Annotated in this window: 16 protein-coding genes; 8 read left to right on the forward strand and 8 right to left on the reverse strand. The window is 71.6% G+C overall.

The features are described from left to right. Positions 1 to 11 precede the first annotated feature (11 nt). From D3A59_RS05375 to D3A59_RS05385, 3 genes are all read left to right on the forward strand, one after another. Positions 12 to 1,379, forward strand: a complete 1,368-nt coding sequence (locus tag D3A59_RS05375) for an MFS transporter (RefSeq protein WP_119153864.1) — start codon at positions 12 to 14, stop codon at positions 1,377 to 1,379. 228 nt (positions 1,380 to 1,607) lie between these two features. Continuing rightward, positions 1,608 to 2,033, forward strand: a complete 426-nt coding sequence (locus D3A59_RS05380) for a hypothetical protein (RefSeq protein WP_119153865.1) — start codon at positions 1,608 to 1,610, stop codon at positions 2,031 to 2,033. A 235-nt stretch (positions 2,034 to 2,268) separates the two neighbouring features. After that, positions 2,269 to 4,386, forward strand: a complete 2,118-nt coding sequence (locus D3A59_RS05385) for a 3-hydroxybutyrate oligomer hydrolase family protein (protein WP_119153866.1) — start codon at positions 2,269 to 2,271, stop codon at positions 4,384 to 4,386. Positions 4,387 to 4,422: 36 nt separating this feature from the next. Here the strand turns inward: D3A59_RS05385 and D3A59_RS05390 are convergent, their stop codons facing one another. Continuing rightward, entirely contained in the window at positions 4,423 to 5,544 is a 1,122-nt protein-coding gene (locus D3A59_RS05390; protein ID WP_119153867.1) for an ABC transporter substrate-binding protein, read from the reverse strand. Positions 5,545 to 5,714: 170 nt separating this feature from the next. Between D3A59_RS05390 and uvrA the strand changes: the two genes are divergently transcribed. From uvrA to hepT, 3 genes are read left to right on the forward strand one after another with little or no spacing between them, the layout of a single operon-like run. Further along, positions 5,715 to 11,459, forward strand: a complete 5,745-nt coding sequence (gene uvrA, locus D3A59_RS05395; protein ID WP_119153868.1) for an excinuclease ABC subunit UvrA — start codon at positions 5,715 to 5,717, stop codon at positions 11,457 to 11,459. Then, complete coding sequence (mntA, locus tag D3A59_RS05400) at positions 11,459 to 11,896, forward strand: type VII toxin-antitoxin system MntA family adenylyltransferase antitoxin (protein ID WP_119153869.1); 438 nt, start codon at positions 11,459 to 11,461, stop codon at positions 11,894 to 11,896. The genes uvrA and mntA overlap by 1 nt, the downstream gene beginning before the upstream one ends. Beyond that, on the forward strand, positions 11,886 to 12,323 hold the full coding sequence (gene hepT / locus D3A59_RS05405) for a type VII toxin-antitoxin system HepT family RNase toxin (protein ID WP_119153870.1): 438 nt from the start codon (positions 11,886 to 11,888) through the stop codon (positions 12,321 to 12,323). Before mntA ends, hepT begins: the two co-directional genes overlap by 11 nt. Before the next feature lie 19 nt (positions 12,324 to 12,342). On the opposite strand, the gene D3A59_RS05410 is transcribed toward hepT, so the two are convergent. Beyond that, positions 12,343 to 12,933, reverse strand: coding sequence for an IMPACT family protein (locus tag D3A59_RS05410; RefSeq protein ID WP_119153871.1), 591 nt, complete (start codon positions 12,931 to 12,933; stop codon positions 12,343 to 12,345). A gap of 1 nt (position 12,934) precedes the next feature. After that, the gene (locus tag D3A59_RS05415; protein WP_119153872.1) at positions 12,935 to 13,549 is read right to left on the reverse strand and encodes a YitT family protein; all 615 of its coding nucleotides are present in this window, start codon (positions 13,547 to 13,549) and stop codon (positions 12,935 to 12,937) included. Positions 13,550 to 13,858: 309 nt separating this feature from the next. Between D3A59_RS05415 and D3A59_RS05420 the strand changes: the two genes are divergently transcribed. Both D3A59_RS05420 and D3A59_RS05425 read left to right on the forward strand, forming a co-directional pair. Further along, entirely contained in the window at positions 13,859 to 15,340 is a 1,482-nt protein-coding gene (locus D3A59_RS05420) for a SulP family inorganic anion transporter (RefSeq protein ID WP_119153873.1), read from the forward strand. A 25-nt stretch (positions 15,341 to 15,365) separates the two neighbouring features. Continuing rightward, positions 15,366 to 16,235, forward strand: a complete 870-nt coding sequence (locus tag D3A59_RS05425) for a universal stress protein (protein ID WP_119153874.1) — start codon at positions 15,366 to 15,368, stop codon at positions 16,233 to 16,235. A 19-nt stretch (positions 16,236 to 16,254) separates the two neighbouring features. Here D3A59_RS05425 and D3A59_RS05430 read toward each other — a convergent pair whose 3' ends face one another. The 5 genes from D3A59_RS05430 to D3A59_RS05450 form a co-directional block, all read right to left on the reverse strand. Further along, entirely contained in the window at positions 16,255 to 16,866 is a 612-nt protein-coding gene (locus tag D3A59_RS05430; protein ID WP_119153945.1) for a protein-methionine-sulfoxide reductase heme-binding subunit MsrQ, read from the reverse strand. A gap of 49 nt (positions 16,867 to 16,915) precedes the next feature. Beyond that, positions 16,916 to 17,908: a protein-methionine-sulfoxide reductase catalytic subunit MsrP gene (msrP, locus tag D3A59_RS05435; RefSeq protein WP_419187235.1), complete on the reverse strand. Its 993-nt coding sequence runs from the start codon at positions 17,906 to 17,908 to the stop codon at positions 16,916 to 16,918. Between the two features lie 94 nt (positions 17,909 to 18,002). After that, positions 18,003 to 19,349: a c-type cytochrome biogenesis protein CcsB gene (gene ccsB / locus D3A59_RS05440; RefSeq protein ID WP_119153876.1), complete on the reverse strand. Its 1,347-nt coding sequence runs from the start codon at positions 19,347 to 19,349 to the stop codon at positions 18,003 to 18,005. Beyond that, entirely contained in the window at positions 19,346 to 21,484 is a 2,139-nt protein-coding gene (locus D3A59_RS05445) for a cytochrome c biogenesis protein ResB (RefSeq protein WP_119153877.1), read from the reverse strand. The genes ccsB and D3A59_RS05445 overlap by 4 nt, the downstream gene beginning before the upstream one ends. 114 nt (positions 21,485 to 21,598) lie before the next feature. Then, complete coding sequence (locus D3A59_RS05450; RefSeq protein ID WP_119153878.1) at positions 21,599 to 22,213, reverse strand: c-type cytochrome; 615 nt, start codon at positions 22,211 to 22,213, stop codon at positions 21,599 to 21,601. Positions 22,214 to 22,215 lie beyond the last annotated feature (2 nt).

The raw sequence follows: 22,215 nt of genomic DNA on the forward strand, positions 1-22,215 counted from the left end.
CCCACTCCGCCATGACAAGTCCCACCTTCGCTTCCCCCGCCCCGCTCCCGCCCCTGTCACGCCCCCAGCACGACCGCTCCCGGCCGCCCGACGCAAGCCGGGACGACGCGAGCGTCGCCCCGGGCGACATCGCCGTCGGCGTGGTGATCGGCCGGGCGTCCGAGTACTTCGACTTCTTCGTCTACGGTATCGCCTCGGTGCTGGTCTTCCCCGCGGTGTTCTTCCCCTTCGCGAGCCGGCTGGAGGGCACGCTCTACGCCTTCGTGCTGTTCGCCTTCGCCTTCGTCGTGCGGCCGATCGGCACGCTGGCCGGCATGGAGATCCAGCGCCGGCTGGGGCGCAGCACCAAGCTCGCCGTCTCGCTCTTCCTGCTCGGGGGCTCCACCGTCGGCATCGCGCTGCTTCCGAGCTACCAGACCCTGGGCATCTGGGCCGTCGCGATGCTGGCGCTGTTCCGCATCGGGCAGGGCCTCGCGCTCGGCGGCTCCTGGGACGGGCTGCCGTCGCTGCTGGCGCTGAACGCGCCGGAGAACCGGCGCGGCTGGTACGCGATGCTGGGGCAGCTCGGCGCGCCGCTCGGCTTCCTGGTCGCCTGCAGCGTGTTCGCCTACCTCTGGAGCAACCTGTCGAGCGCCGACTTCCTCGACTGGGGCTGGCGCTTCCCCTTCTTCGTCGCCTTCGCGATCAACGTGGTGGCGCTGTTCGCGCGGCTGCGCCTGGTCGTGACGCACGAGTACGAGCGCGAGCTCGAGGCGCACGAGCTCGAGCCCTGCGACGAGCGCGAGTTGCTGAGCACCCAGGGCCACAACATTTTCGTCGGCGCCTTCGCCGCGCTGGCGAGCTACGCGCTGTTCCACATCGTCACGGTGTTCCCGCTGTCGTGGGTGATGCTGTACTCGGAGCAGTCGATCGGCGACTTCCTCGGCACGCAGATCATCGGCGCGCTGCTGGCCGCCGCCGCGATGCCGGTCTCGGGCCTGGTGGCCAACCGCATCGGGCGGCGCAGCACGCTCGGCAGCTTCGCGCTGCTCGTCGCGGTGTTCGGCCTGTTCGCGCCGCTGCTGCTCGACGGCGGCACGCTCGGCCAGAACCTGTTCATCCTGATCGGCTTCGTGCTGCTGGGCCTGTCCTACGGCCAGGCCGCCGGCGCGGTGACCTCCAACTTCCTGCCGCGCTTCCGCTACACCGGCGCTGCGCTGACCGCCGACCTCGCCTGGCTGATCGGCGCGGCCTTCGCGCCGCTGGTGGCGCTCGGCCTGTCGGTGCGCTTCGGGCTCGGCGCGGTCACCGTCTACCTGCTGTCCGGCGCGGTCTGCACGCTGCTGGCGCTGCGCACCAACCGGGTGCTCTCGCGCCGCAAGGCCGGCTCGGACGAGTAGTAAGGGGCAGGAGCAAGGTGCGCTGCCGCCGCGGAGGGCGGCAGCGCCTGCCGCCGAGGCATCGGGCCCGGGGATCTCGCGATCCCCGGGCCCGATGCGCTTGGCAAGCGCCGCAAGGAGGCCCCAGCCCCCGGCAGGGCAGGCGCGGCGCGCCTAACATCGGGCCTGCCGGGGCCCCTCTTCCGGGGCGGCGGAAACGACGACGGTTCGACGATCAAGGAGAAGGACGTGGCGATCGGCTGGTTGAGCGCGCTGAAGGTGATTCCCTGGGGACAGGTGATCCAGCATGCGCCGGATGTACTGCAGGGCGCGCGGCGGCTGATGGAGCGCCAGCGCGGCGAGGCGCCGCCCCCGCCGCCTGCGCCCCCCATGGCGCGCACGGAGGGGGTGCCGCCCTCGCCGGGCACGCCGGGCCTGCAGGAGGCGCGCCTCGCGCAAGTCGAGGCGGGGCTGTCGGATCTGCACTCGCGGCTGGCGGCCCACGCGGAGCAGCAGCGACGCGGCGACGAGCTGCTGGCGGCGCTGGCCGAGCAGAACGCGAGCCTCGTCGAGGCGGTGGACGTGCTGCGCGCGCGCAACCGCCTGCTGCTCGGCGCCACGGCGGTGCTCGCGGTCGCGGTCGTCGCGCTCGCCTGGCGGGTGCTGGGCGGCTGAGTCCCCGGGCCCGCGCCGCTCGCCGCGGCCCTCGCCTCCCCCCGCTTTCGCGGGGGACTCCTCTCCCTCCCCGTGCCTGCAGGCTCTCCAGCCGATCCGCGCTGCGGCATCGTGGGGCGGCCGCGCGCTGCCGCGGCGCAAGCCGGGCCGGCCTTCCCCGCGATGCCGCCACCGCGGACCGGGGGGGCGGCCCTCCGATCGCGAAGAGCGAGTTCACGACAAGAGGAAGTGGACCATGGAGACGAACTTCGAACCACGGGCCCGCCTGCGCAACATTCCCCGCGCCGTCGCCGCGCTCGGCGCGCTGCTGGCGCTGGCGGCGCAGGGCGCCGCAGAGGCCCGCCCCGCGGGGCTGCCGGAAGGCGTGCACCAGGTGCGCAAGAGCGCCTACGACGGCACGAGCGACGACCTGCTGACGGCCGGGCTCGGCCATTCCGGCCTGGCCTCCCCGTTGGCACCGCCGGTCTCCGACCCGCCCACCGCGGCGGAGCTGCGCCGCCTCGCGATCTACACGAACTACCGCGCGCTCGTCGACATGACCCCCGCGGGCGGCTACGGCAGCTTCTACGGCCCCGCGGTGGACCTGCAGGAGCGGCCCACTGGCGGCGAAGGCAGGATCGCCGGGGTCGAGTACCTCGCCTACGCGAAGGGCACCTCCTGGCAGAACGCGACGCTGATGGTGCAGATCCCGGCCCACTTCGACCCGCAGCGGCCCTGCATCGTCACCGCCACCTCGTCGGGCTCGCGCGGCGTCTACGGCGCGATCTCGACCGGCGAGTGGGGGCTCAAGCGCGGCTGCGCGGTGGCCTACACCGACAAGGGCACCGGCGGCGCGCCGCACGACCTGAGCAAGGACACGGTGCCGCTGATCGACGGGCTGCGCGTCGGGGCGGGCGACGCGGACAAGGAGAGCGTCGCCTTCGAGGCCCGGCTCAACGCGCAGCAGCTGGCGAAGTTCAACGCCGCCACGCCGCAGCACTTCGCCTTCAAGCATGCGCACTCGCAGCGCAACCCGGAGAAGGACTGGGGCCGCTTCACGCTGAAGGCGGTGGAGTTCGCGTTCTGGGCGCTCGACGACCACTTCGGGCGGCCGGCCGGCGTGGCGCAGCCGTCCTTTCGCCCCGCCAACACGCTGGTGATCGCGTCGAGCCTGTCCAACGGCGGCGGCGCGGCGCTGGCGGCGGCCGAGCTCGACACCGGCGGCCTGATCGACGGCGTCGCGGTCAGCGAGCCCTCGGTGCAGCCACCCGCCTCGCCGGCCGTCACGGTGCTGCGCGGCGGCCGGCCAGTGGCGCGCTCGGGGCTGCCACTGTACGACTACATGAGCTGGGCCAACCTGATGCAGCCCTGCGCGGTGCTCGCGCCGGAACTCTCGCAGGCGCCGGGCCTGTCCTTCGTGATCGCGGCCTTCGCGGTGAATCGCTGCGCCGCGCTGAAGGCGGCCGGCCTCGTGTCCGGCGACACCCCCGCGGCACAGGCCGCTTCGGCGCTGGAGCGCCTGCTCGAACACGGCTGGGAGCCGGAGGCCGGCCCGCTGCACGCCTCGCACGCGGCCTTCGAGGTGGCCTCGGCGGTGACGGTCACCTATGCCAACGCCTACTCGCGCGCCAGCGTGACCGAGCGGCTGTGCGGCTTCGGCTTCGCGGCAACGGGGACGGGCGGCGCGATCGTGCCGCTGGCGCCCGCCTCGCTCGCGTCGATGTTCGCCACCGGCAACGGCGTGCCGCCCTCGGCTGGGGTCCAGCTCGTCAACGAGAACGCCCCGGGCGGGCCGCGGCGCAGCCTGCTGTCGGCCTCCGCGAGCACGGGGCAGGCGGACTTCAACACCGACGGCGCGCTGTGCCTGCGCGCGCTGCTGACGGCCGACACGCCGCGCGCGCAGGCGCTGCGCACCGGCATCGACGAGACGCGCCGCAGCGGGCGGCTGCACGGCAAGCCGGCGCTGATCGTGCACGGCCGTGCCGACGCGCTGCTGCCGGTCAACCACACCTCGCGGCCCTATGCGGCGCTCAACCGCGCGGTCGAGGGCGACGCGAGCCGGCTGTCCTACATCGAGGTGACGAACGCGCAGCACTTCGATGGCTTCATCGGCCTGCCCGCGCTGCTGCCCGGCCTCGACACCCGCTTCGTGCCGTTGCACGTCTACCTGAACCGGGCGCTCGACGCGATGTACGCGCACCTGAGCGAGGGCCGGCCGCTGCCGCCCAGCCAAGTGCTGCGCACGCTGCCGCGCAGCGGCACGCCGGGCGCTGCCCTCCCCCTCACGAGCGCGAACCTGCCGCCCTTCGCTGCGCAGCCGACCGCGGCCGACCGCATTCGCATCGAGCCGGGCCGCATCGACGTGCCGAACTGAGCCGCGCCGTCCGCCCCGGCTGCCGGGGCGGCGCGCTCAGCGCTGGAAACGCCCATCGGGCCCGATGACGGACAGGTCGGCGAACTCCACGCCACTGCGATCGCCGGGGCCGAAGCTCAGCTCCAGCCCGCCGAGGTCGTAGCGGCGCAGGCCCTCGAGCGCCTGCACCAGCCTGGCCGGCGTCACGCCGGGGCCGGCGCGCCGCAGGCCCTCGGTCAGCACCTTGGCGGCCGTGTAGCCCTCGAGCATCGCCGGCGTCAGCTCGGCGATGCCGCGGGTGCGCGCCAGGTCGGCCGCCTCCTTCACCAGTGGCGAGGCCATCGAACGCTCGTACGGGAAGACCTGGGTAACGATCGTGCCGCGCGCGTGCTCGCCCATCAGCCTGATGAAGCCGCCCGAGGCGTTGTTCGACAGAGTGACTACCTGCGCGCGCGAGCCCGCCTGCCGCAGCACCTGCGTGCCGGATGCGACGGAGGCGGCCGCGCCGATGAACATCACCGCCTGTGCCTGCTCCTGCATCACGCGCTGCGCGATGCGGCTGAAGTCGGGCCGGGCGCGGTCGAATTTTTCTAGGAAGAGCGGCTGCAGCCCGACCGCTTCCAGCCCGCGCAGCGCGCCCTGCACCGCGTCGGCGCCGAAGGAATCGTCGGTCTGCAGCAGCGCGATGCGCTGGATGCCGATCTGCGCGAGGTGGCGCACCGCGCGCTCGGCCTCGCGCTGGTAGGGCGCGCGCACGTTGAACACCAGCGGATGCGCCGGCCGGTGCAGCAGCATCGCGCCGGTCGAGGGAGCCACCAGCGGCACCTTGAACTCGTTGATCACCGGCAGCAGCGCCTCGGCGTGCGGCGTGCCGCGGTTGAGGAAGAGCGCGACCACCCCCTGCTCGGCGATCAGTTTGCGGCCGAGCTCGGCGGTGAGCTTCGGGTCGAACTTGTCGTCCGCCGTCAACAGCTCGATCTTCTGGCCGTGGATGCCGCCGCGTTCGTTGACAGTGTCGAACCACAGCCGTGCGCCCTGGGTGTTCTCCTGCACCCCGGTCGCCACCGCGCCGGTGAAGCCCGAGGGCTGGCCGATGCGGATCTGCGCCTGCGCCGGCCCGTCCCCTGCCGCCAGGGACAAGGAAGCGCCGAGTGCGAACAGTCGGAACAGACGTCTCATGGAAAACCCTTGGTTACATGAAAGACCGGCAGTGTTCCACCGCGCCGGGCCGGCCCCGATGTGGAAAACCGCAGCCTGCCTGCACGCGGCAAGGGGGCTCCCGGACGGCGCCGGCAGCGCCGGGACGCGCTTCCTAGAATGGCTGCCCCTCCTCCATCGAGCCCAGCCTCATGTCCTCCGGAGTCATCCGCATCCGCGGCGCGCGCCAGCACAACCTCAAGAACCTCGACCTCGACCTGCACACCGGCGAGCTGACGGTGGTCACCGGTCCGAGCGGCTCGGGCAAGTCGAGCCTGGTGTTCGACACGCTCTACGCCGAGGGCCAGCGCCGCTACGTCGAGACCTTCAGCGCCTATGCGCGCCAGTTCCTCGACCGCATGGACCGCCCTGCGGTGGACAAGGTCGAGGGCGTGCCGCCGGCGATCGCGATCGACCAGACCAACCCGGTGCGCACCTCGCGCTCGACGGTCGGCACGATGACCGAGCTCAACGACCACCTGAAGCTGCTCTACGCGCGCGCGGCGCAACTCTTCGACCGCGTCTCGGGCAAGCCGGTGCGGCAGGACGACCCGGAGTCGATCTATGCCACGCTGATGGCGCGCACCGCGCCGCTCAACCCGCGGCTGGTGGTGACCTTCCCGGTCGAGCTGCCGGCGCAGACCTCGCAGGAAGAGATCGAGCAGTGGCTGTCGGCGAGCGGCTTCACGCGCGTGCAGGCCGAGCGCGAGGTGGCGACGCCGACCGGGCCGCGCAAGCTGCTCGACGTGGTCGCCGACCGCTTCCGCATCCAGACCACCGAGAAGGCGCGCGCGATCGAGGCGCTGGAAGTGGCGCTCAAGCGCGGCAGCGGGCGCGTCAACGTCTACGTGTTGCAGGAGGAGGGCGAGCCCGAGCTGTGGCGCTTCTCGTCCGGCCTGCACTGTCCCGACAGCGACCTGCGCTACTCGCAGCCCTCGCCTGCGATGTTCTCGTTCAACTCGGCCTTCGGCGCCTGCGAGGCCTGCCGCGGCTTCGGCCGCGTGATCGGCGTGGACTGGGGCCTGGTGATCCCGGACCACCGCAAGACGCTGCGCTCGGGCGCGATCAAGGCGATCCAGACGCCGGCCTGGAAGGAGATCCAGGCCGACCTGCTGAAGTACGCCGGCGCGGCCGGCATCCCGCGCGACACCGCGTGGAGCCAGCTGTCGGAGGAGCACCGGCACTGGGTCATCGAGGGCGGCGCGGACTGGAAGGGCGACTGGAACCGCCAGTGGTACGGCATCCGCCGCTTCTTCGAGTACCTCGAGAGCAAGGCCTACAAGATGCACATCCGCGTGCTCTTGTCCAAGTACCGCAGCTACACGCCCTGCCCGGCCTGCGGCGGCGCGAGATTGAAAACCGAGGCGCTGCAGTGGCGGCTCGGCGACAAGGCCGGCGCTGACGCGGTGCTGCCGCCCGCGCAGCGCTTTCTCCCCGTGGGCGTGTCGTGGAGCCGCGCGCAGCTCGAAGCGTTTCCGGGCCTGAGCCTGCACGACCTGATGCTGCTGTCGATCGAGCGGCTGCGGCGCTTCTTCGACACGCTGACGCTTCCGAGCACGATGCTCGACGAGGCGCTGGAGCTGCTGCTGCTGGAGATCCGCACGCGGCTGAAGTACCTGTGCGACGTGGGCCTGGGCTACCTGACGCTGGACCGCCAGAGCCGCACGCTCTCCGGCGGCGAGGTGCAGCGCATCAACCTGACGACCGCTCTGGGCACCTCGCTCGTGAACACGCTCTTCGTGCTCGACGAGCCGAGCATCGGGCTGCACCCGCGCGACATGAACCGCATCGTCGAGGCGATGCAGCGCCTGCGCGACGCTGGCAACACGCTGGTGGTGGTCGAGCACGACCCGGCGGTGATGCTCGCCGCCGACCGCGTGCTCGACATGGGCCCGGGGCCGGGCGCCGCCGGCGGCCAGCTCGTGTTCGACGGCTCGCCGGAAGAACTGAAGGCCGCGCCGACGCTGACCGGCACCTACCTGGGCGCGCGCCGGCAGGTCGGCATCGGCCTGCGCCGGCTGGTGGACGCGAGCACGCCCAAGCTCGTGATCGAGGGCGTGCGCGAGCACAACCTGCGCAATGTCTCGGTGGAGTTCCCGCTGCAGCGCCTGGTGTGCGTGACCGGCGTGTCCGGCTCGGGCAAGAGCACGCTGATGCAGGACGTGCTGTTCCCGGCGCTGGCGCGCCACTTCGGCCAGGCCACCGAGACGCCGGGCGAGCACGACCGGCTGCTCGGCGCCGACTGGCTCACCGACGCGGTCTTCGTCGACCAGTCGCCGATCGGCAAGACCGCGCGCTCGAACCCCGCGAGCTACGTCGGCGCCTTCGACACGATCCGCGCGCTGTTCGCCGACTCGTCGCTCGCGCGCGAGCGCGGCTACGGCGCCGGCATGTTCAGCTTCAACGCCGGCGACGGGCGCTGCCCGACCTGCGGCGGCTCGGGCTTCGAGCATGTCGAGATGCAGTTCCTCTCCGACGTCTACCTGCGCTGCCCGGATTGCGACGGCCGGCGCTACCGCGCCGAGATCCTCGAGGCGACGATCGAGCGCGGCGACAGGGCGCTCAACGTCGCCGACGTGCTGGAGCTGACGGTCGCCGAGGCGGTGAAGCTCTTCGGCGCGGACCGCGAGGTGGTGCGCGCGCTGCAGCCGCTCGCCGACGTGGGCCTGGACTACGTCAAGCTCGGCCAGCCGGTGCCGACGCTGTCGGGCGGCGAGGCGCAGAGATTGAAACTCGCCGGCTTCCTGGCCGAGGCGGCGAAGAACGCCACGGCGAGCAAGCAGAAGCTCGCGAGGAAGGGGACGCTGTTCCTCTTCGACGAGCCGACCACCGGCCTGCACTTCGACGACATCGCCAAGCTGATGCGCGCGTTCAGGAAGCTGCTCGACGCCGGCCACTCGCTGATCGTGATCGAGCACAACCTCGACGTGATCCGCGCGGCGGACTGGCTGGTCGACCTCGGCCCCGAGGGCGGCGAGGCCGGTGGCGAGATCGTCTGCACCGGCACGCCCGACGACGTGAAACAACACCCCACCTCGCACACCGGCGCCGCGCTGCGCGACTACGACAAGGCGCTCGGCCAGGGCGGCCTGGCGGTCGAGGAAGGCCGGCCGCTGCAGAGCGTCGCGCTCGCGCGCCGCCGCGAGGCGCGGCAGGCGGGTGAAGAGGTGATCCGCATCGTCAACGCCCGCGAGCACAATTTGAAATCGCTCGACGTGGACATCCCGCGGGGGAAATTCAGCGTCGTCACCGGCGTGTCGGGCTCGGGCAAGTCCACGCTCGCCTTCGACATCCTGTTCAACGAGGGCCAGCGCCGCTACCTCGAGTCGCTCAACGCCTACGCGCGCTCGATCGTGCAGCCGGCGGGCCGGCCCGAGGTGGACGCGGTCTACGGCATCCCGCCCACCGTCGCCATTGAACAACGCCTGTCGCGCGGCGGGCGCAAGAGCACGGTGGCGACCACCACCGAGCTGTACCACTTCCTGCGCCTGCTCTACGTGAAGCTCGGCGTGCAGCACTGCCCGGTGTGCACGCCGGACGCGCGCGTGCCGGTGCAGCCGCAGACGGCGGAGTCGATCGCCGCGCAGCTGATGCGCGACTACCGCGGCCGCCACATCGGGCTGCTGGCGCCGCTGGTCGTCAACCGCAAGGGCGTCTACACCGACCTCGCGAAATGGGCCAAGGCGCGCGGCCACACCCACCTGCGCGTCGACGGCGCGTTCCTGCCGGTCGATCCCTGGCCGCGGCTGGACCGCTTCAAGGAGCACACGCTCGAGCTGCCGGTCGGCGACATCGTCGTCGCGCCGGCCAACGAGGCCGAGCTGCGCGCGCTGCTGGGCCAGGCGCTCGAGGCCGGCAAGGGCGTGCTGCATGTGCTCAGCTCCCTCGACGGCCTGCGCGAATCGATGGCCGAGGGCGGCAGCGGCGCCGGCATCGGCGAGCTGCGCGTGTTCTCCACGAAGCGCGCCTGCCCGAGCTGCGGCACCAGCTTCCCCGAGCTGGACCCGCGCCTGTTCTCCTACAACAGCAAGCACGGCTGGTGCGGCGACTGCGTCGGCACCGGCGTCGCGCTCACGCGCGAGCAGCGCCGCGCGCTCGACGACTCGATCCGCGACGACGGCGAGCGCGGCCGCGAGCAGAGCTTCGCCGAGCCCGAGGTCGAGGACGTCGGCGAGCAGCCCTGCGGCACCTGCCACGGCGCGCGGCTGAACGCGACCGCGCTCGCGGTGCGCTTCCATGGCGAATCGATCGCGCAGATCGCGGCGCGCTCGGTCGAGGAGGCCCGCGACTGGGTCGAGGCGCTGCCCCTGGGCGAGCGCGAGCAGGCGATCGCGCGCGACGTGGTCAGCGAGATCCGCAACCGGCTCGAGTTCCTCGGCGACGTGGGCCTGGGCTACCTGACGCTCGACCGCGCCGCGCCGACGCTGTCGGGCGGCGAGGCGCAGCGGATTCGCCTCGCGGCGCAGCTCGGCTCCAACCTGCAGGGCGTGTGCTACGTGCTCGACGAGCCGACCATCGGCCTGCACCCGCGCGACAACCGCATCCTGCTCGATGCCCTGGAAAAGCTCGGCAGCCTCGGCAACACGCTGGTGGTGGTCGAGCACGACGAGGACACGATCCGGCGTGCCGACCACATCATCGACATCGGCCCCGGCGCGGGCAAGCGCGGCGGCCGCGTGGTCGCCCAAGGAACGGCCGCGGAGCTGGCGCGCCACGAGGACTCGCTCACCGGCCGCTTCCTCGCCCGGCCGCTGCTGCACCCGCTGCAGCCGCGGCGGCCGGTCGCGCGCGACAGCGCGCGGCTCGTCGTGAAGGGCGCCGAGCTGCACAACCTGCGCAAGGTCGATGCCGGGGTGCCGCTGCACCGGCTGGTCGCGGTGACCGGCGTGTCCGGCTCGGGCAAGTCCACGCTCGCGCGCGACGTGCTGCTCGCCAACGTGCAGGCCATCATCGCCAGCCGGGGCAAGGGGCTGCCGGCGCCGCAGGGCTGCAAGTCGGTCGAGGGCTGGGAGCTGATCGACCGCGTGCTGGAGGTGGACCAGACGCCGATCGGCAAGACGCCGCGCTCCTGTCCGGCGACCTACATCGGCTTCTGGGACATGATCCGCAAGCTCTTCACCGAGACGCTGGAAGCCAAGGCGCGCGGCTACGCCGCGAGCCGCTTCAGCTTCAACACCGGCGCCGGCCGCTGCCCGGCCTGCGAGGGCCAGGGCCTGCGCACGATCGAGATGAGTTTTCTCCCTGACGTGAAGGTGCCCTGCGACGTCTGCCACGGCGCACGCTTCAACGCCGAGACGCTGGCCGTCACCTGGCGCGGCAGGAACATCGGCGAGGTGCTGAACATGGAGGTCGACGAGGCGGTGGAGTTCTTCGCCTCGATGCCCTCGATCGCGCACCCGCTGCAGCTGCTCAAGGACGTGGGCCTGGGCTACCTGACGCTGGGGCAACCGTCGCCGACGCTGTCGGGCGGCGAGGCGCAGCGCATCAAGCTCGTCACCGAGCTGTCGAAGGTGCGCGACGACGTGACGCGCCGCGGCAACAAGGCGCCGCACACGCTCTACGTGCTCGACGAGCCGACGGTCGGCCTGCACATGGCCGACGTCGAGAAGCTGATCCGCGTGCTGCACCGGCTGGTCAACGGCGGGCACAGCGTGGTGGTGATCGAGCACGACCTCGACGTGATCGCCGAGGCCGACTGGGTGCTCGACCTCGGCCCCGAGGGCGGCACCGGCGGCGGCCGGATCGTCGTCGCCGGCACGCCCGAGCAGCTGGTCGCGTCGGGCAGCCACACCGGCGTGTCGCTCGCGCCGGTGCTGGCGCGGCAGGCGCCGGCGGAAGAACAGGACGAGGGGACGACGGACACACACGAGGCGCCCTTGGCGCAACAATCCCGGTGATGGACTCCACTGCCTCCCCCCCCTTGCCTGCCGGACTGCTCGACTGCGAGGGCACCCTGGTGCAGGCGCTGCGCGCCTCGATCCCGCGCCTGATGGCGGTCTATGCCTTCGGCAGCCGGATCTCGGGCGATGCCGGCCCCGACAGCGACCTGGACCTCGCCGTGCTGGTCGAGGGCTATGCCGATCCGCTCGTGCTGTGGGAGTTGTCGGGAACGCTGGCCGATCTGGCCGGCTGCCCGGTGGACCTGCTGGACCTGCGGGCCGCTTCGACGGTGATGCAGCACCGGATTCTCACCACCGGCCTGCGCCTGTGGGCGCGCGACGTGCAGGCGGGCCTGTTCGAGAGCTTCGTGCTGAGCGAGAAGACCGCGCTCGATACGGCCCGGGCCGGGCTGCTGGCCGACATCGCGAAGGATGGGAGGATCCATGGCGGATGACGTGCTGCTCAACAAGGCCGCGACGATCGAGCGCTGCGTGGCCCGCGCCCGCGAGGAGTACGCGCGCGGGCCGGACAGCTTCGCCACCGACTACACACGCCAGGACGCGGCCATCCTCAACATCCAGCGCGCCTGCGAGGCGGCGCTGGACATGGGCCAGCACCTGGTGCGGCGCGAAAGGCTGGGGGTGCCGCAGAGCGCCCGCGACGTGTTCGCTCTGCTGTCGCGGGCCGGATGGATCGAGCCGGCGCTCGCCGATGCGCTCAAGCGCATGGTGGGCTTCCGCAACGTGGCGGTGCACGACTACCAGGCCTTGCAGTTGCCGATCACCGTCAAGGTCATCACTGAGCACCTGGACGAGTTTCTCGACTATTCGCGGGCCCTGCTGCTGAAGGACGGGGACAGGGCGGGCCCGTCGTCCGGCTGAAAGCCGCAGGCGCAGGAATTCATTGCGGCTGCAGCCAGCCCACCCGCCCCTGCCCCGCCTCGCCGACGCGCCTGACGAAGGCGTCCGCCGCGTCCTGCGGCAGGCTGATGCGCAGCTCGACCTGGCTGCCGTGCGCCACGTCGAGCAGCACCGCGCCGGCCGCGTCGATCTCGCGGCGCAACAGGCCCTCGAGCGCGTAGGGCACCGTGCAGCGCAGCGTCGCGAGCTTTCGCAGCGGCACCTTCTGCGCCTGCAACAGCGCCTGCGCCACCGCGTCGGTGTAGGCGCGCACCAAGCCGCCGGCGCCGAGCTTCACGCCGCCGTAGTAGCGCACGACGGTGGCGAGCACGCCCTCGAGGTCCTGGTGGCGCAGCACGTCGAGCATCGGCCGCCCGGCGGTGCCGCCGGGCTCGCCGTCGTCGACCGCAGCCGACTGGCCGCCGGCGAGCAGCGCCCAGCAGACATGCGCCGCCCCCAGATGCTCGGCGCGCAGCTGCGCGACGCGCCCCTGCGCCGCGGCGCGGTCGGGCACCGCCTCGACGCAGCCGAGGAAGCGGCTCTTCTTGATCGTCAGGTCGCTATGGACGGCAGAAGCGAGCGAGAACGGCACCTCACATCCCCAGGTAGCGGCCGGGCCGGTGGTTGATCGCCAGCACCAGGTTCAGCGCCACCGCGCCGAGCACCGACAGCAGCACGCGCTGCGGCTCGACGGTCGAGAAGGCCGCCAGCACGATCACGCCGTCCACCGCCATCTGCACCTTGCCGGCGCGCCAGCCCCAGCGCTCCTGCAGGTAGAAGGCGACGATGCCGACGCCGCCGAGGCTGGCCTTGTGGCGGAACAGGATCAACAGGCTGGTGCCCATCAGCAGCCCGCCGATCACCGCCGCGTAGAGCGGCTCCAGCCGCTCGATGCCGAGCACCAGCGGCTGCAACTCGGCGAACACCGACAGCAGCGCCACCGCGGCGAAGGTCTTCACCGTGAAGGCCCGCCCCATGCGGCGCAGCGCCAGCCAGTAGAAGGGCAGGTTGACGAGAAAGAAGACCGGGCCGAAGCCGAGGCCGCTCCAGTAGTGCAGCAGGAAGGCGATGCCGGCGGTGCCGCCGGTCAGCAGGCCGGCATGCGCGTAGAGCGCGAGGCCGAGCGACAGCATCAGCGTCGCGACGACGAGCGCCTGCGCGTCCTCGAGGTGGGTGTGGCGCACGGCGGGCGGAGGGGAGGCTTGCATGGGACGGAGCGACGCGGAAAGGACGGGGGCGAAGAATCAGGGATTCTCGCAGTTGACAGGCGGCCCGCGCCTCGATCGCGGGCCGCCGCTAGAATGATGCGATGCAACATCCCCCCGCCCTTCCCCAGGGCCCGGCCGCGCGGACCTGTCCGCCCTAGCGGGCGGCCCGCGCCGGGAGTCCGCCGCAGGACTCCGTCCCGGCCGCGCCGGGACCGAACCCGTCTCTCCGCTCGACACCGCCCCGGTGTCCCCCTGTCGTCCGCGTCCGGCTGCCGCGCGCGGCGATGCGATCCATTGCGAGCTCCCTTCATGTCCCTCGACTCCATCCGCCAGGAGTGGTTCTCCAACGTGCGCGGCGACCTGCTGTCCGGCCTCGTCGTCGCGCTGGCGCTGATCCCCGAAGCCATCGCCTTCTCCATCATCGCGGGCGTCGATCCGAAAGTGGGGCTCTACGCCTCCTTCTGCATCGCCGTCGTGATCGCCTTCACCGGCGGGCGCCCGGGCATGATCTCGGCCGCCACCGGCGCGATGGCGCTGGTGATGGTCACGCTCGTCAAGGAGCACGGCCTGCAGTACCTGCTCGCCGCGACGTTGCTGACCGGCGTGCTGCAGATCGCTGCCGGCTATCTGCGCCTCGGCGTGCTGATGCGCTTCGTGTCGCGCTCGGTGGTCACCGGCTTCGTCAACGCGCTGGCGATCCTGATCTTCATGGCGCAGCTGCCCGAGCTCACCGGCGTGAGCTGGGTGGTCTACGCGATGGTCGCCGCGGGCCTGGCGATCATCTACCTGCTGCCGCTGCTGACGCGCGGGGTGCCCTCGCCGCTGGTGTGCATCGTGGTGCTGACGGCGGCCTCGCTCGCGCTCGGCCTGGACGTGCGCACCGTCGGCGACATGGGCGAGCTGCCCGACAGCCTGCCGGTGTTCCTGCTGCCGGACGTGCCGCTCACCTGGGAGACGCTGCGCATCATCGCGCCCTACTCGGTCACGCTCGCGGTGGTGGGCCTGCTCGAGTCGCTGATGACGGCGCAGATCGTCGACGACCTGACGGACACGGCCAGCGACAAGAACCGCGAGTGCAAGGGCCAGGGCATCTCCAACATCGCCGCCGGCCTGCTCGGCGGCATGGCGGGCTGCGCGATGATCGGCCAGTCGGTCATCAACGTGAAGTCGGGCGGGCGCGGGCGGCTGTCCACCTTCGCCGCGGGCGTGCTGCTGCTGATCTTCGTCGTCTTCCTCGGCGACTGGGTGGGGCGCATCCCGATGGCGGCGCTGGTCGCGGTGATGATCATGGTGTCGATCGGCACCTTCAGCTGGGCCTCGCTGCGCGACATCCGGCGCCTGCCCTGGAGCTCGAGCGTGGTGACCTTCGCCACCGTCGCGGTGGTGGTCGCGACGCACGACCTGGCGCAGGGCGTGCTGGTGGGCGTGCTGCTGAGCGGCCTGTTCTTCGCGCACAAGGTCGGCCGCGTGCTGCACGTCGGCTCGCGCCTGGAGGACGGGGGCCGCGAGCGCGTCTACACCGTGGTCGGGCAGGTGTTCTTCGCGTCGGCCGACGCCTTCGCCGCGGCCTTCGACTTCAAGGAGGTGGTGCCGAAGGTGCGCATCGACGTGAGCCGGGCGCACTTCTGGGACATCACCGCGGTGAGCGCGCTCGACCGCATCGTGCTGAAGTTCCGCCGCGAGGGCACGACGGTCGAGGTGACAGGACTGGACACGGCGAGCGCGACGATGGTCGACCGCTTCGGCGTGCACGACAAGCCGGACGCGGACGCGCGGCTGATGGGCCACTGAGAAACCAGGAAGCAAGGAGACCGTGATGGACAAGGTGATCGCCTGCATTGCCGACCGGGCCGACGGCGACGACGTCTGCGCGCACGCCGCCTGGGCTGCGACGCGGCTCGGCACGCCGCTGGAGCTGCTGCACGTGCTGGACCGGCATCCCGAGACCGCGCCGGTGCAGCCGCAGGACCTGAGCGGCAGCATCGGCGTCGATGCGCAGGAGGCGCTGCTCGCGCAGCTCGCGACGCTCGACGAGCAGCGCGCTCGCGTCGCGATGGAGCACGGCCGGCTGCTGCTGCAGTCGGCACGCGAGGCGGCCGAGCGCGCCGGCGTCGCGCAGGTCGAGACGCGGCAGCGCCACGGCGCACTGGTCGACACGCTGCTCGAGCTCGAGCCGGGCACGCGGCTGTTCGTGCTCGGCGCCGGCCGCCACCACCGCGAGGACGGCCCGGGCGGGCGGCTGCACCTGGACCACCGGCTCGAGCGGGTGGTGCGCGCGGTGCAGCGGCCGGTGCTGGTCGCCTCGCGCGGCAGCTTCACGGCGCCGGCGAGCGCGCTGATCGCCTTCGACGGCAGCGCCACCGGCCGCGCGATGGTCGAGCGCGTCGCGGCCAGCCCGCTGCTGCGCGGCCTGCCGCTGCACGTGGTGATGGCCGGCGGCGAGCGCGCCGGCCGCGAGGCGCTGGACTGGGCGCGAGCCCGGCTCGAGGCCGCAGGCTTCGACGCTCAGGCCGCGCAGCTCGCGGGCGAAGCGGAGACGGCGATCGGCGACTACCAGCGCCGCCACGGCCTGTCGCTGCTGGTGATGGGCGCCTACGGCCACTCGCGCATCCGCCAGCTGATCGTGGGCAGCACGACGACGACGATGCTGCGCACCAGCGCCGTGCCGGTGTTGATCCTGCGCTGAGCCGACGGCGCGGCCCGCCTCAGCGGCGGGCCGCCTTGCGCCGCAGCGCCTGCCACAGCCGCCAGCCCAGCAGCAGCGCGACGATCGCCGCGTAGACCGCCACCTCGGCGAAGTCGTTCTTGCCGGCGCGCATCCAGAAGAAGTGCAGCAGCGCGAGCAGCGCCACCGCGTAGACCGCGCGGTGCAGCGCCTGCCAGCGCGCGGCGCCCAGCGCCTTGATCGCCCGGTTGAACGAGGTCGCCGCCAACGGCAGCATCAGCGCCCAGGCGGCGAAGCCGACCAGGATGAAGGGGCGCTTGGCGATGTCGCGGGCGATCTCGTCGGGGTAGAGCCCCATGTCGAACCAGGCGTAGGCGAGCAGGTGCAGGCTGGCGTAGAAGAAGACGAACAGCCCGAGCATCCGGCGGAAACGCGCCAGCGCCGGCCAGCCGAAGCCCTGGCGCAGCGGCGTGACCGCGAGCGCGATGCACAGCAGGCGCAGCGTCCAGTCGCCGAGCGAGCGGATCAGGGCCTCGGCCGGGTTGGCGCCGAGCCGGTCCGCCGCCACGCTGAAGAACAGCCAGACCAGCGGCGCGAGCGCGAGCAGAAACAGCGCCGGCTTCGCGGCGCGGTGCAGCAGCAGCCGGTTCACGCCGGCGGCCCGGGCAGCCGCGGCGGCGACGGGACTCGCCACCCGGGCCTCAGAAGAACCTGCGCAGGTCCATGCCGGCGTAGAGCGAGCCGACCTGCGCCTCGTAGCCGTTGAACATCAGCGTGCGCCGCTTGCGCGCGAACAGCCCGTCCTCGCCGATGCGCCGCTCGGTCGCCTGGCTCCAGCGCGGGTGGTCGACCTCCGGGTTGACGTTGGAGTAGAAGCCGTACTCCTGCGGCGCGGACTTCATCCACGCGGTGGTCGGCTGCTTCTCGACGAAGCGGATCCGCGCGATCGACTTCGCGCTCTTGAAGCCGTACTTCCACGGCACCACGAGGCGCAGCGGCGCGCCGTTCTGCTTGGGCAGCACCTCGCCGTAGAGGCCGAAGGCGAGCAGCGTCAGCGGCTGCATCGCCTCGTCCATGCGCAGCCCCTCGACATAGGGCCAGTCCAGCACGCGGGAGCGGAGTCCGGGCATCTGCTTCGGGTCGGCGAGGGTGTGGAACTCGACGTACTTCGCGTTGCCGGTCGGCTCGACGCGCCGGATCAGCTCGGCGAGCGAGTAGCCGACCCAGGGAATCACCATCGACCAGCCCTCGACGCAGCGCAGCCGGTAGGTGCGCTCCTCCATCGGCGCGAGCTTCAGCAGCGCGTCGAGGTCGAAGGTGCCGGGCTTCCTGACCTCGCCCTCGACCACCACGGTCCACGGCCGCGTCTTCAGGGCCTGGGCGTGGCGCGCCGGGTCCTCCTTGTCGGTGCCGAACTCGTAGAAGTTGTTGTAGCCGCTCACGTCCTCGTAGGCGGTCGGCTTGTCCATCGTCACCGCGCCGGGCACCGTGCTGCGTGCGCCGGGCAGCGGCGGCAGCTTTCCGGGGGGCGCGGCCTGCGCGAAGGCCTCGCGCCCGGCCCAGGCGGCGAGCGCCGCGCCCGCGCCGCCGGCGGCCATCCAGCGCAGCCAGTCGCGGCGCTGCTCGTAGACGGCGCGCGGCGTGATCTCGGACGACAGCGGGTGCTCGAAACCCCGTTCCTTGCGCTTGGACATCAATGACTCCTGCGGCGTGTGGGACTCCCGCCGGTGGGTGGAAGGATCAGGTTCGACATGCCGCGGGAGCGCCGGTTCCGGCCGGGGACGGGAATCAGAGCTCGCCGTAGGAGTGCAGCCCCGACAGGAACATGTTGACGCCGAGGAAGGCGAAGGTCGTGACGACCAGGCCCACCAGCGCCCACCAAGCGGCGACCGTGCCGCGCAGGCCCTTCATCAGCCGCATGTGCAGCCAGGCCGCGTAGTTGAGCCAGACGATCAGCGCCCAGGTCTCCTTCGGGTCCCAGCTCCAGTAGCCGCCCCAGGCCTCGGCGGCCCACAGCGCGCCGAGGATGGTGGCGATCGTGAAGAAGGCGAAGCCGACCGCGATCGCCTTGTACATCACGTCGTCGAGGACTTCCGGCGCCGGCAGCCGCTCGGCGATGCGCCGGCGCGCGGCGAGGATGCCGCCGACGATCAGCGCCGAGATGCCGAAGTACAGCGCCCAGTAGGTGCTCAGGCCCCCTTCCGCGCCGGGCGACTTGCGGAACACCAGCGGCTCGAAGCAGAGGATGACGCCGAGCAGCCACAGCGGCGCGAGCTTCCACCAGCGCGTCTCGCTCGCGTGCTGGCGCACCAGGTAGGCGAAGGCCACCATCGCGGCGATCGCGAAGGTGCCGTAGCCGATGAAGTTGGCCGGCACGTGCAGCTTCATCCACCAGCTCTGCAGCGCCGGCACCAGCGGCTGGATCGCATGCGCCTCGCGCTCGACCGTGTACCACAGCAGGAAGCCGGTCGCGGCGCTGACGACGAGCATCACGAAGGCGCCGAGCGCGCGGGTGCGGTAGTGGTGCTCGTAGTAGAGGTAGAACAGCGCCGTCATCCAGACGAACATCACGAACACCTCGTAGAGGTTGCTCACCGGGATGTGGCCGATGTCGGGCCCGATCTGGTGGCTCTCGTACCAGCGCACCAGCGTGCCGACCAGCGCCATGAATACCGCGGCCCAGGCCAGGCGCGAGCCGATCGTCTGTGCGGTGCCTTCGGTGCCGCGCCCGAAGAAGCCGATCCAGTAGAACGCCGTGCTCATGAACACGAGCATGCTCATCCACAGGATCGCGCTCTGGCTCGACAGGAAGTACTTCAGCAGGAACACGTTGTCGGCCTGCGCGAGGTCGGCGCCGAAGGCGTCGGGGGTGCGCCCGTAGAGCGCGATCGCGAGCAGCGACGCGGCGGCGACGCCGAGCATCAGGGGTTTCAGCCGACCCCAGAACCAGCCGAGCCAGATCAGCGACGGCGCGCTGCCGGCGAGGATCCACTGCTCGTACTCGTTCATCGCGCCGCTGTAGCGGCTGAAGGCGAAGCCGGTACCGGCGATCACCAGCGCGGCGAACAGCCAGTCGAACCAGCTGCGGCGGGCGAAGTAGCCCGGGGCGTTCAAGTCGAGGGTCGTGGTGGTCATGCGGCCTCCGGGGGGCGCTGGGCGGCGCGGGTATCGAGCAGGTGCCGGCGCAGGTCCTCGAACTCGCGGTCGAGGTCCAGCGTCTGGCGCGTGGTGGACAGCGCGGCAGTGAGCTGGGTGGAACCCTCGCCGGCCGGCTGCAGCCAGATCCACAGCCGGCGCTCCTTCACGTAGAGCATCGCGAACACGCCGATGACGAGGAACAGGCAGCCGAGGTAGACCAGCGTCTTGCCCGGCGCGCGCGCGAGCTGGAAGACGCTCGCCTGCACCTGCGTGAAGTCCTTGAGCTGGAACAGCACCGGCGCGGGATAGAAGAAGGAGTCGCTGAGCGACAGCACCGACTGCGTCATGAAGGCCTGCGTGACGCCGTCGGGCGGCAGCGGCTTCAGGCCCGCCTGCTCGCGGCTGAGCTGCAGCAGCTCGAACAGCACGCCGTTCATGATGCGGATCAGCACCTCCGAGGCGCGCGCGCGCTCGGCCTCGGGCACGTTGGCCTCGATGAAGTCGGAGATCGCCTGCAGGCCCCCCGGCGCCGCGTCGCCGGACTTCACCGGCTCGGCGCCGGCGAACAGGTTCATGCTGCGCCGCGCCGAGACCGCGAGCTGCTCGGCGAGCTCGGGCCGGCCCTCGGGCAGCGCCTGCGCGACGTAGCGCGCCACCGCGCGGTCGCGCAGGCGCGGGTCGTGCAGCGCGTCGCGCAGCCGCATCCAGCCCTCGAGGCTGCCGCTCTCGTCCGCCGGGATGCGCAGGTAGCGGAAGGGCTCGGCCGGCGTGTCGCGCATGCCGGCGAGGAAGACGCGCTGGCCGTCGATCTCGATCGGCAGCATGTAGTTGTTGAACTCGCGCGCCTGGCCGCTCGCGTCGCGCAGCTTGTAGCTCACCGAGGGGCCGACGTTGCTCAGCTGTCGCTCGGTGCGCGTCTTGACGCCCGAGCCGAGGTGGCTCTCGAGGCTGCGCGCGAGGTCGACCTTGCGCACGTCGGCGCCGCTGCCGCCGCCGTTCGCCCCGTCGCTCATGTTCTCGACGTTGACGACGCGCAGGCCGACGAACTCGAGCGTGAGCTTCTCGTCGCGGTTGGTGAGCACCGTCGAGCCGCCGATCTCGCCCTCGACCTCGAAGCGCTGCCCGCCCTGGCGCAGCGGCCAGCCCTGCAGCGTGAGCCGGGAGCCGCCGTCGTCGAAGCTCGACTGGTAGATCGCGATGCCGCGGTGGTAGGCCGGCTCGTTGACCTTCACGGTGGCGGGCCTCTTCTCGCCGGTCTCGTGGTCGTGGATCACGATCTCGCTCGCGAAGAGCTTGGGCATGCCGGTGTCGTAGTACTCGACGATGAACTTCTTCAACTCGATCGAGAACGGCAGGTCCTGGATCACGACGCCGTCGGCAAGGTTCAGGATCGCCGCGTTGCCGACCGCACCCTCGGGCACCAGCATGTTGCCGCGGAAGGTCGGGTTGGTGGCGGCGAGGCGGTGCTGCGCCGGCACGTCGCGGATGAAGCCGCCCCCCATGTAGGGCGTCTTGTCGGCGAGCGCCATCTGCGCGCGCACGATCAGGTCGCCGTCGAGCAGGCCGCCGACGCAGATCAGCACGATCGCCGAGTGCGCGGCGATGTAGCCGAGCTTGTTGGCCGCGCCCTTCTTGGCCGCGACCATCACGCCGTGCTCGCGCACCTGCGCGCGCGCCTTCCAGCCGTTGCGCTGCAGCAGGCGCGAGAGGCGGTCGAGCGCCTGCTGGGGCGTCTCGGCGAGCGAGCCCGAGGTCTTGTGGTGGAAGGCCGACAGGCTCTGCTCGCGCACGTGCTCCTTGTAGGTCTTCAGGTCCGCGAGGATCTTCGGCGTGTGGCGCGCGATGCACAGGCTCGTGGAGATCACGAGGAAGGCCAGGATCAGCAGGAACCACCACGCGCTGTAGACCGCGTACAGGTTCAGCGCGCCGAACACTTCGGCCCAGAAGGGACCGAACTGGTTGACGTAGTTGTTGAAGGGCTCGTGCTGCTTGACGACGGTGCCGATCACCGAGGCGATGCAGATGATCGTCAGCAGGGCGATCGCGAATCGCATCGAGGACAGCAGTTCCACTGCATCGCGCAGCTTGCGCGATCCGGATCGCACTTCAAGACCGGTGGTGGAGGCTGACATGGATCAATTATCCCGGGTGGCGAAAAACCACCGCAAAAAAAAAGGCGGGCACCCTTTCACAGGCCCCGCCTTCGAGATCTACAGCGAGAGGACGCGACTGGTCGCGTCTTCGGTTCAGCGCAGTCCGGCCACGTAGTCGGACACCGCCTTGATTTCGCGATCCGACATCTTCGCGGCGATCTGCACCATCTGCGAGCTGTTGGGACGCTTGCCGTCGCGGAAGGCGACCATCTGCGCCTCGACGTAGGGGCCGTGCTGGCTGCCGATGCGCGGGTACTGCGCCGGGATGCCGGCGCCGGTCGGGCTGTGGCAGGCCGCGCAGGCGGGCACCTGCTTCGACGCGATGCCGCCGCGGTAGATGCTCTCGCCCAGGCGCACCAGGTCCTTCTGCGTCGCGGCGCCCTTCTCGGCCTGCTTGGAGGCGTAGAAGGCGGAGACGTTGCGCATGTCGTCCTCGCTCAGCATCGAGGCGAAGCCCTGCATCACGGGGCTCGGGCGCTTGCCGGACTTGAACTCGGCGAGCTGCTTGACCAGGTACTCCGGGTGTTGCCCCTGCAGGATCGGGTTCGCCGGCGCGCCGCGGCTGCCGTCGAAGGTGTGGCAGGCGGCACACACCTGGGTCGCGATGGCCTGACCCTTTTCGAGGTCGGGCTTCGCCGCGGTTTGGGCCATGGCAGCGGGAGCCACCACCATCGCGGCGGCCAGCAGCAGGGAGACGACGGGCTTCATGC

Source organism: Caldimonas tepidiphila (assembly GCF_003569765.1).
Taxonomy (GTDB): Bacteria; Pseudomonadota; Gammaproteobacteria; order Burkholderiales; family Burkholderiaceae_C; genus Caldimonas; species Caldimonas tepidiphila.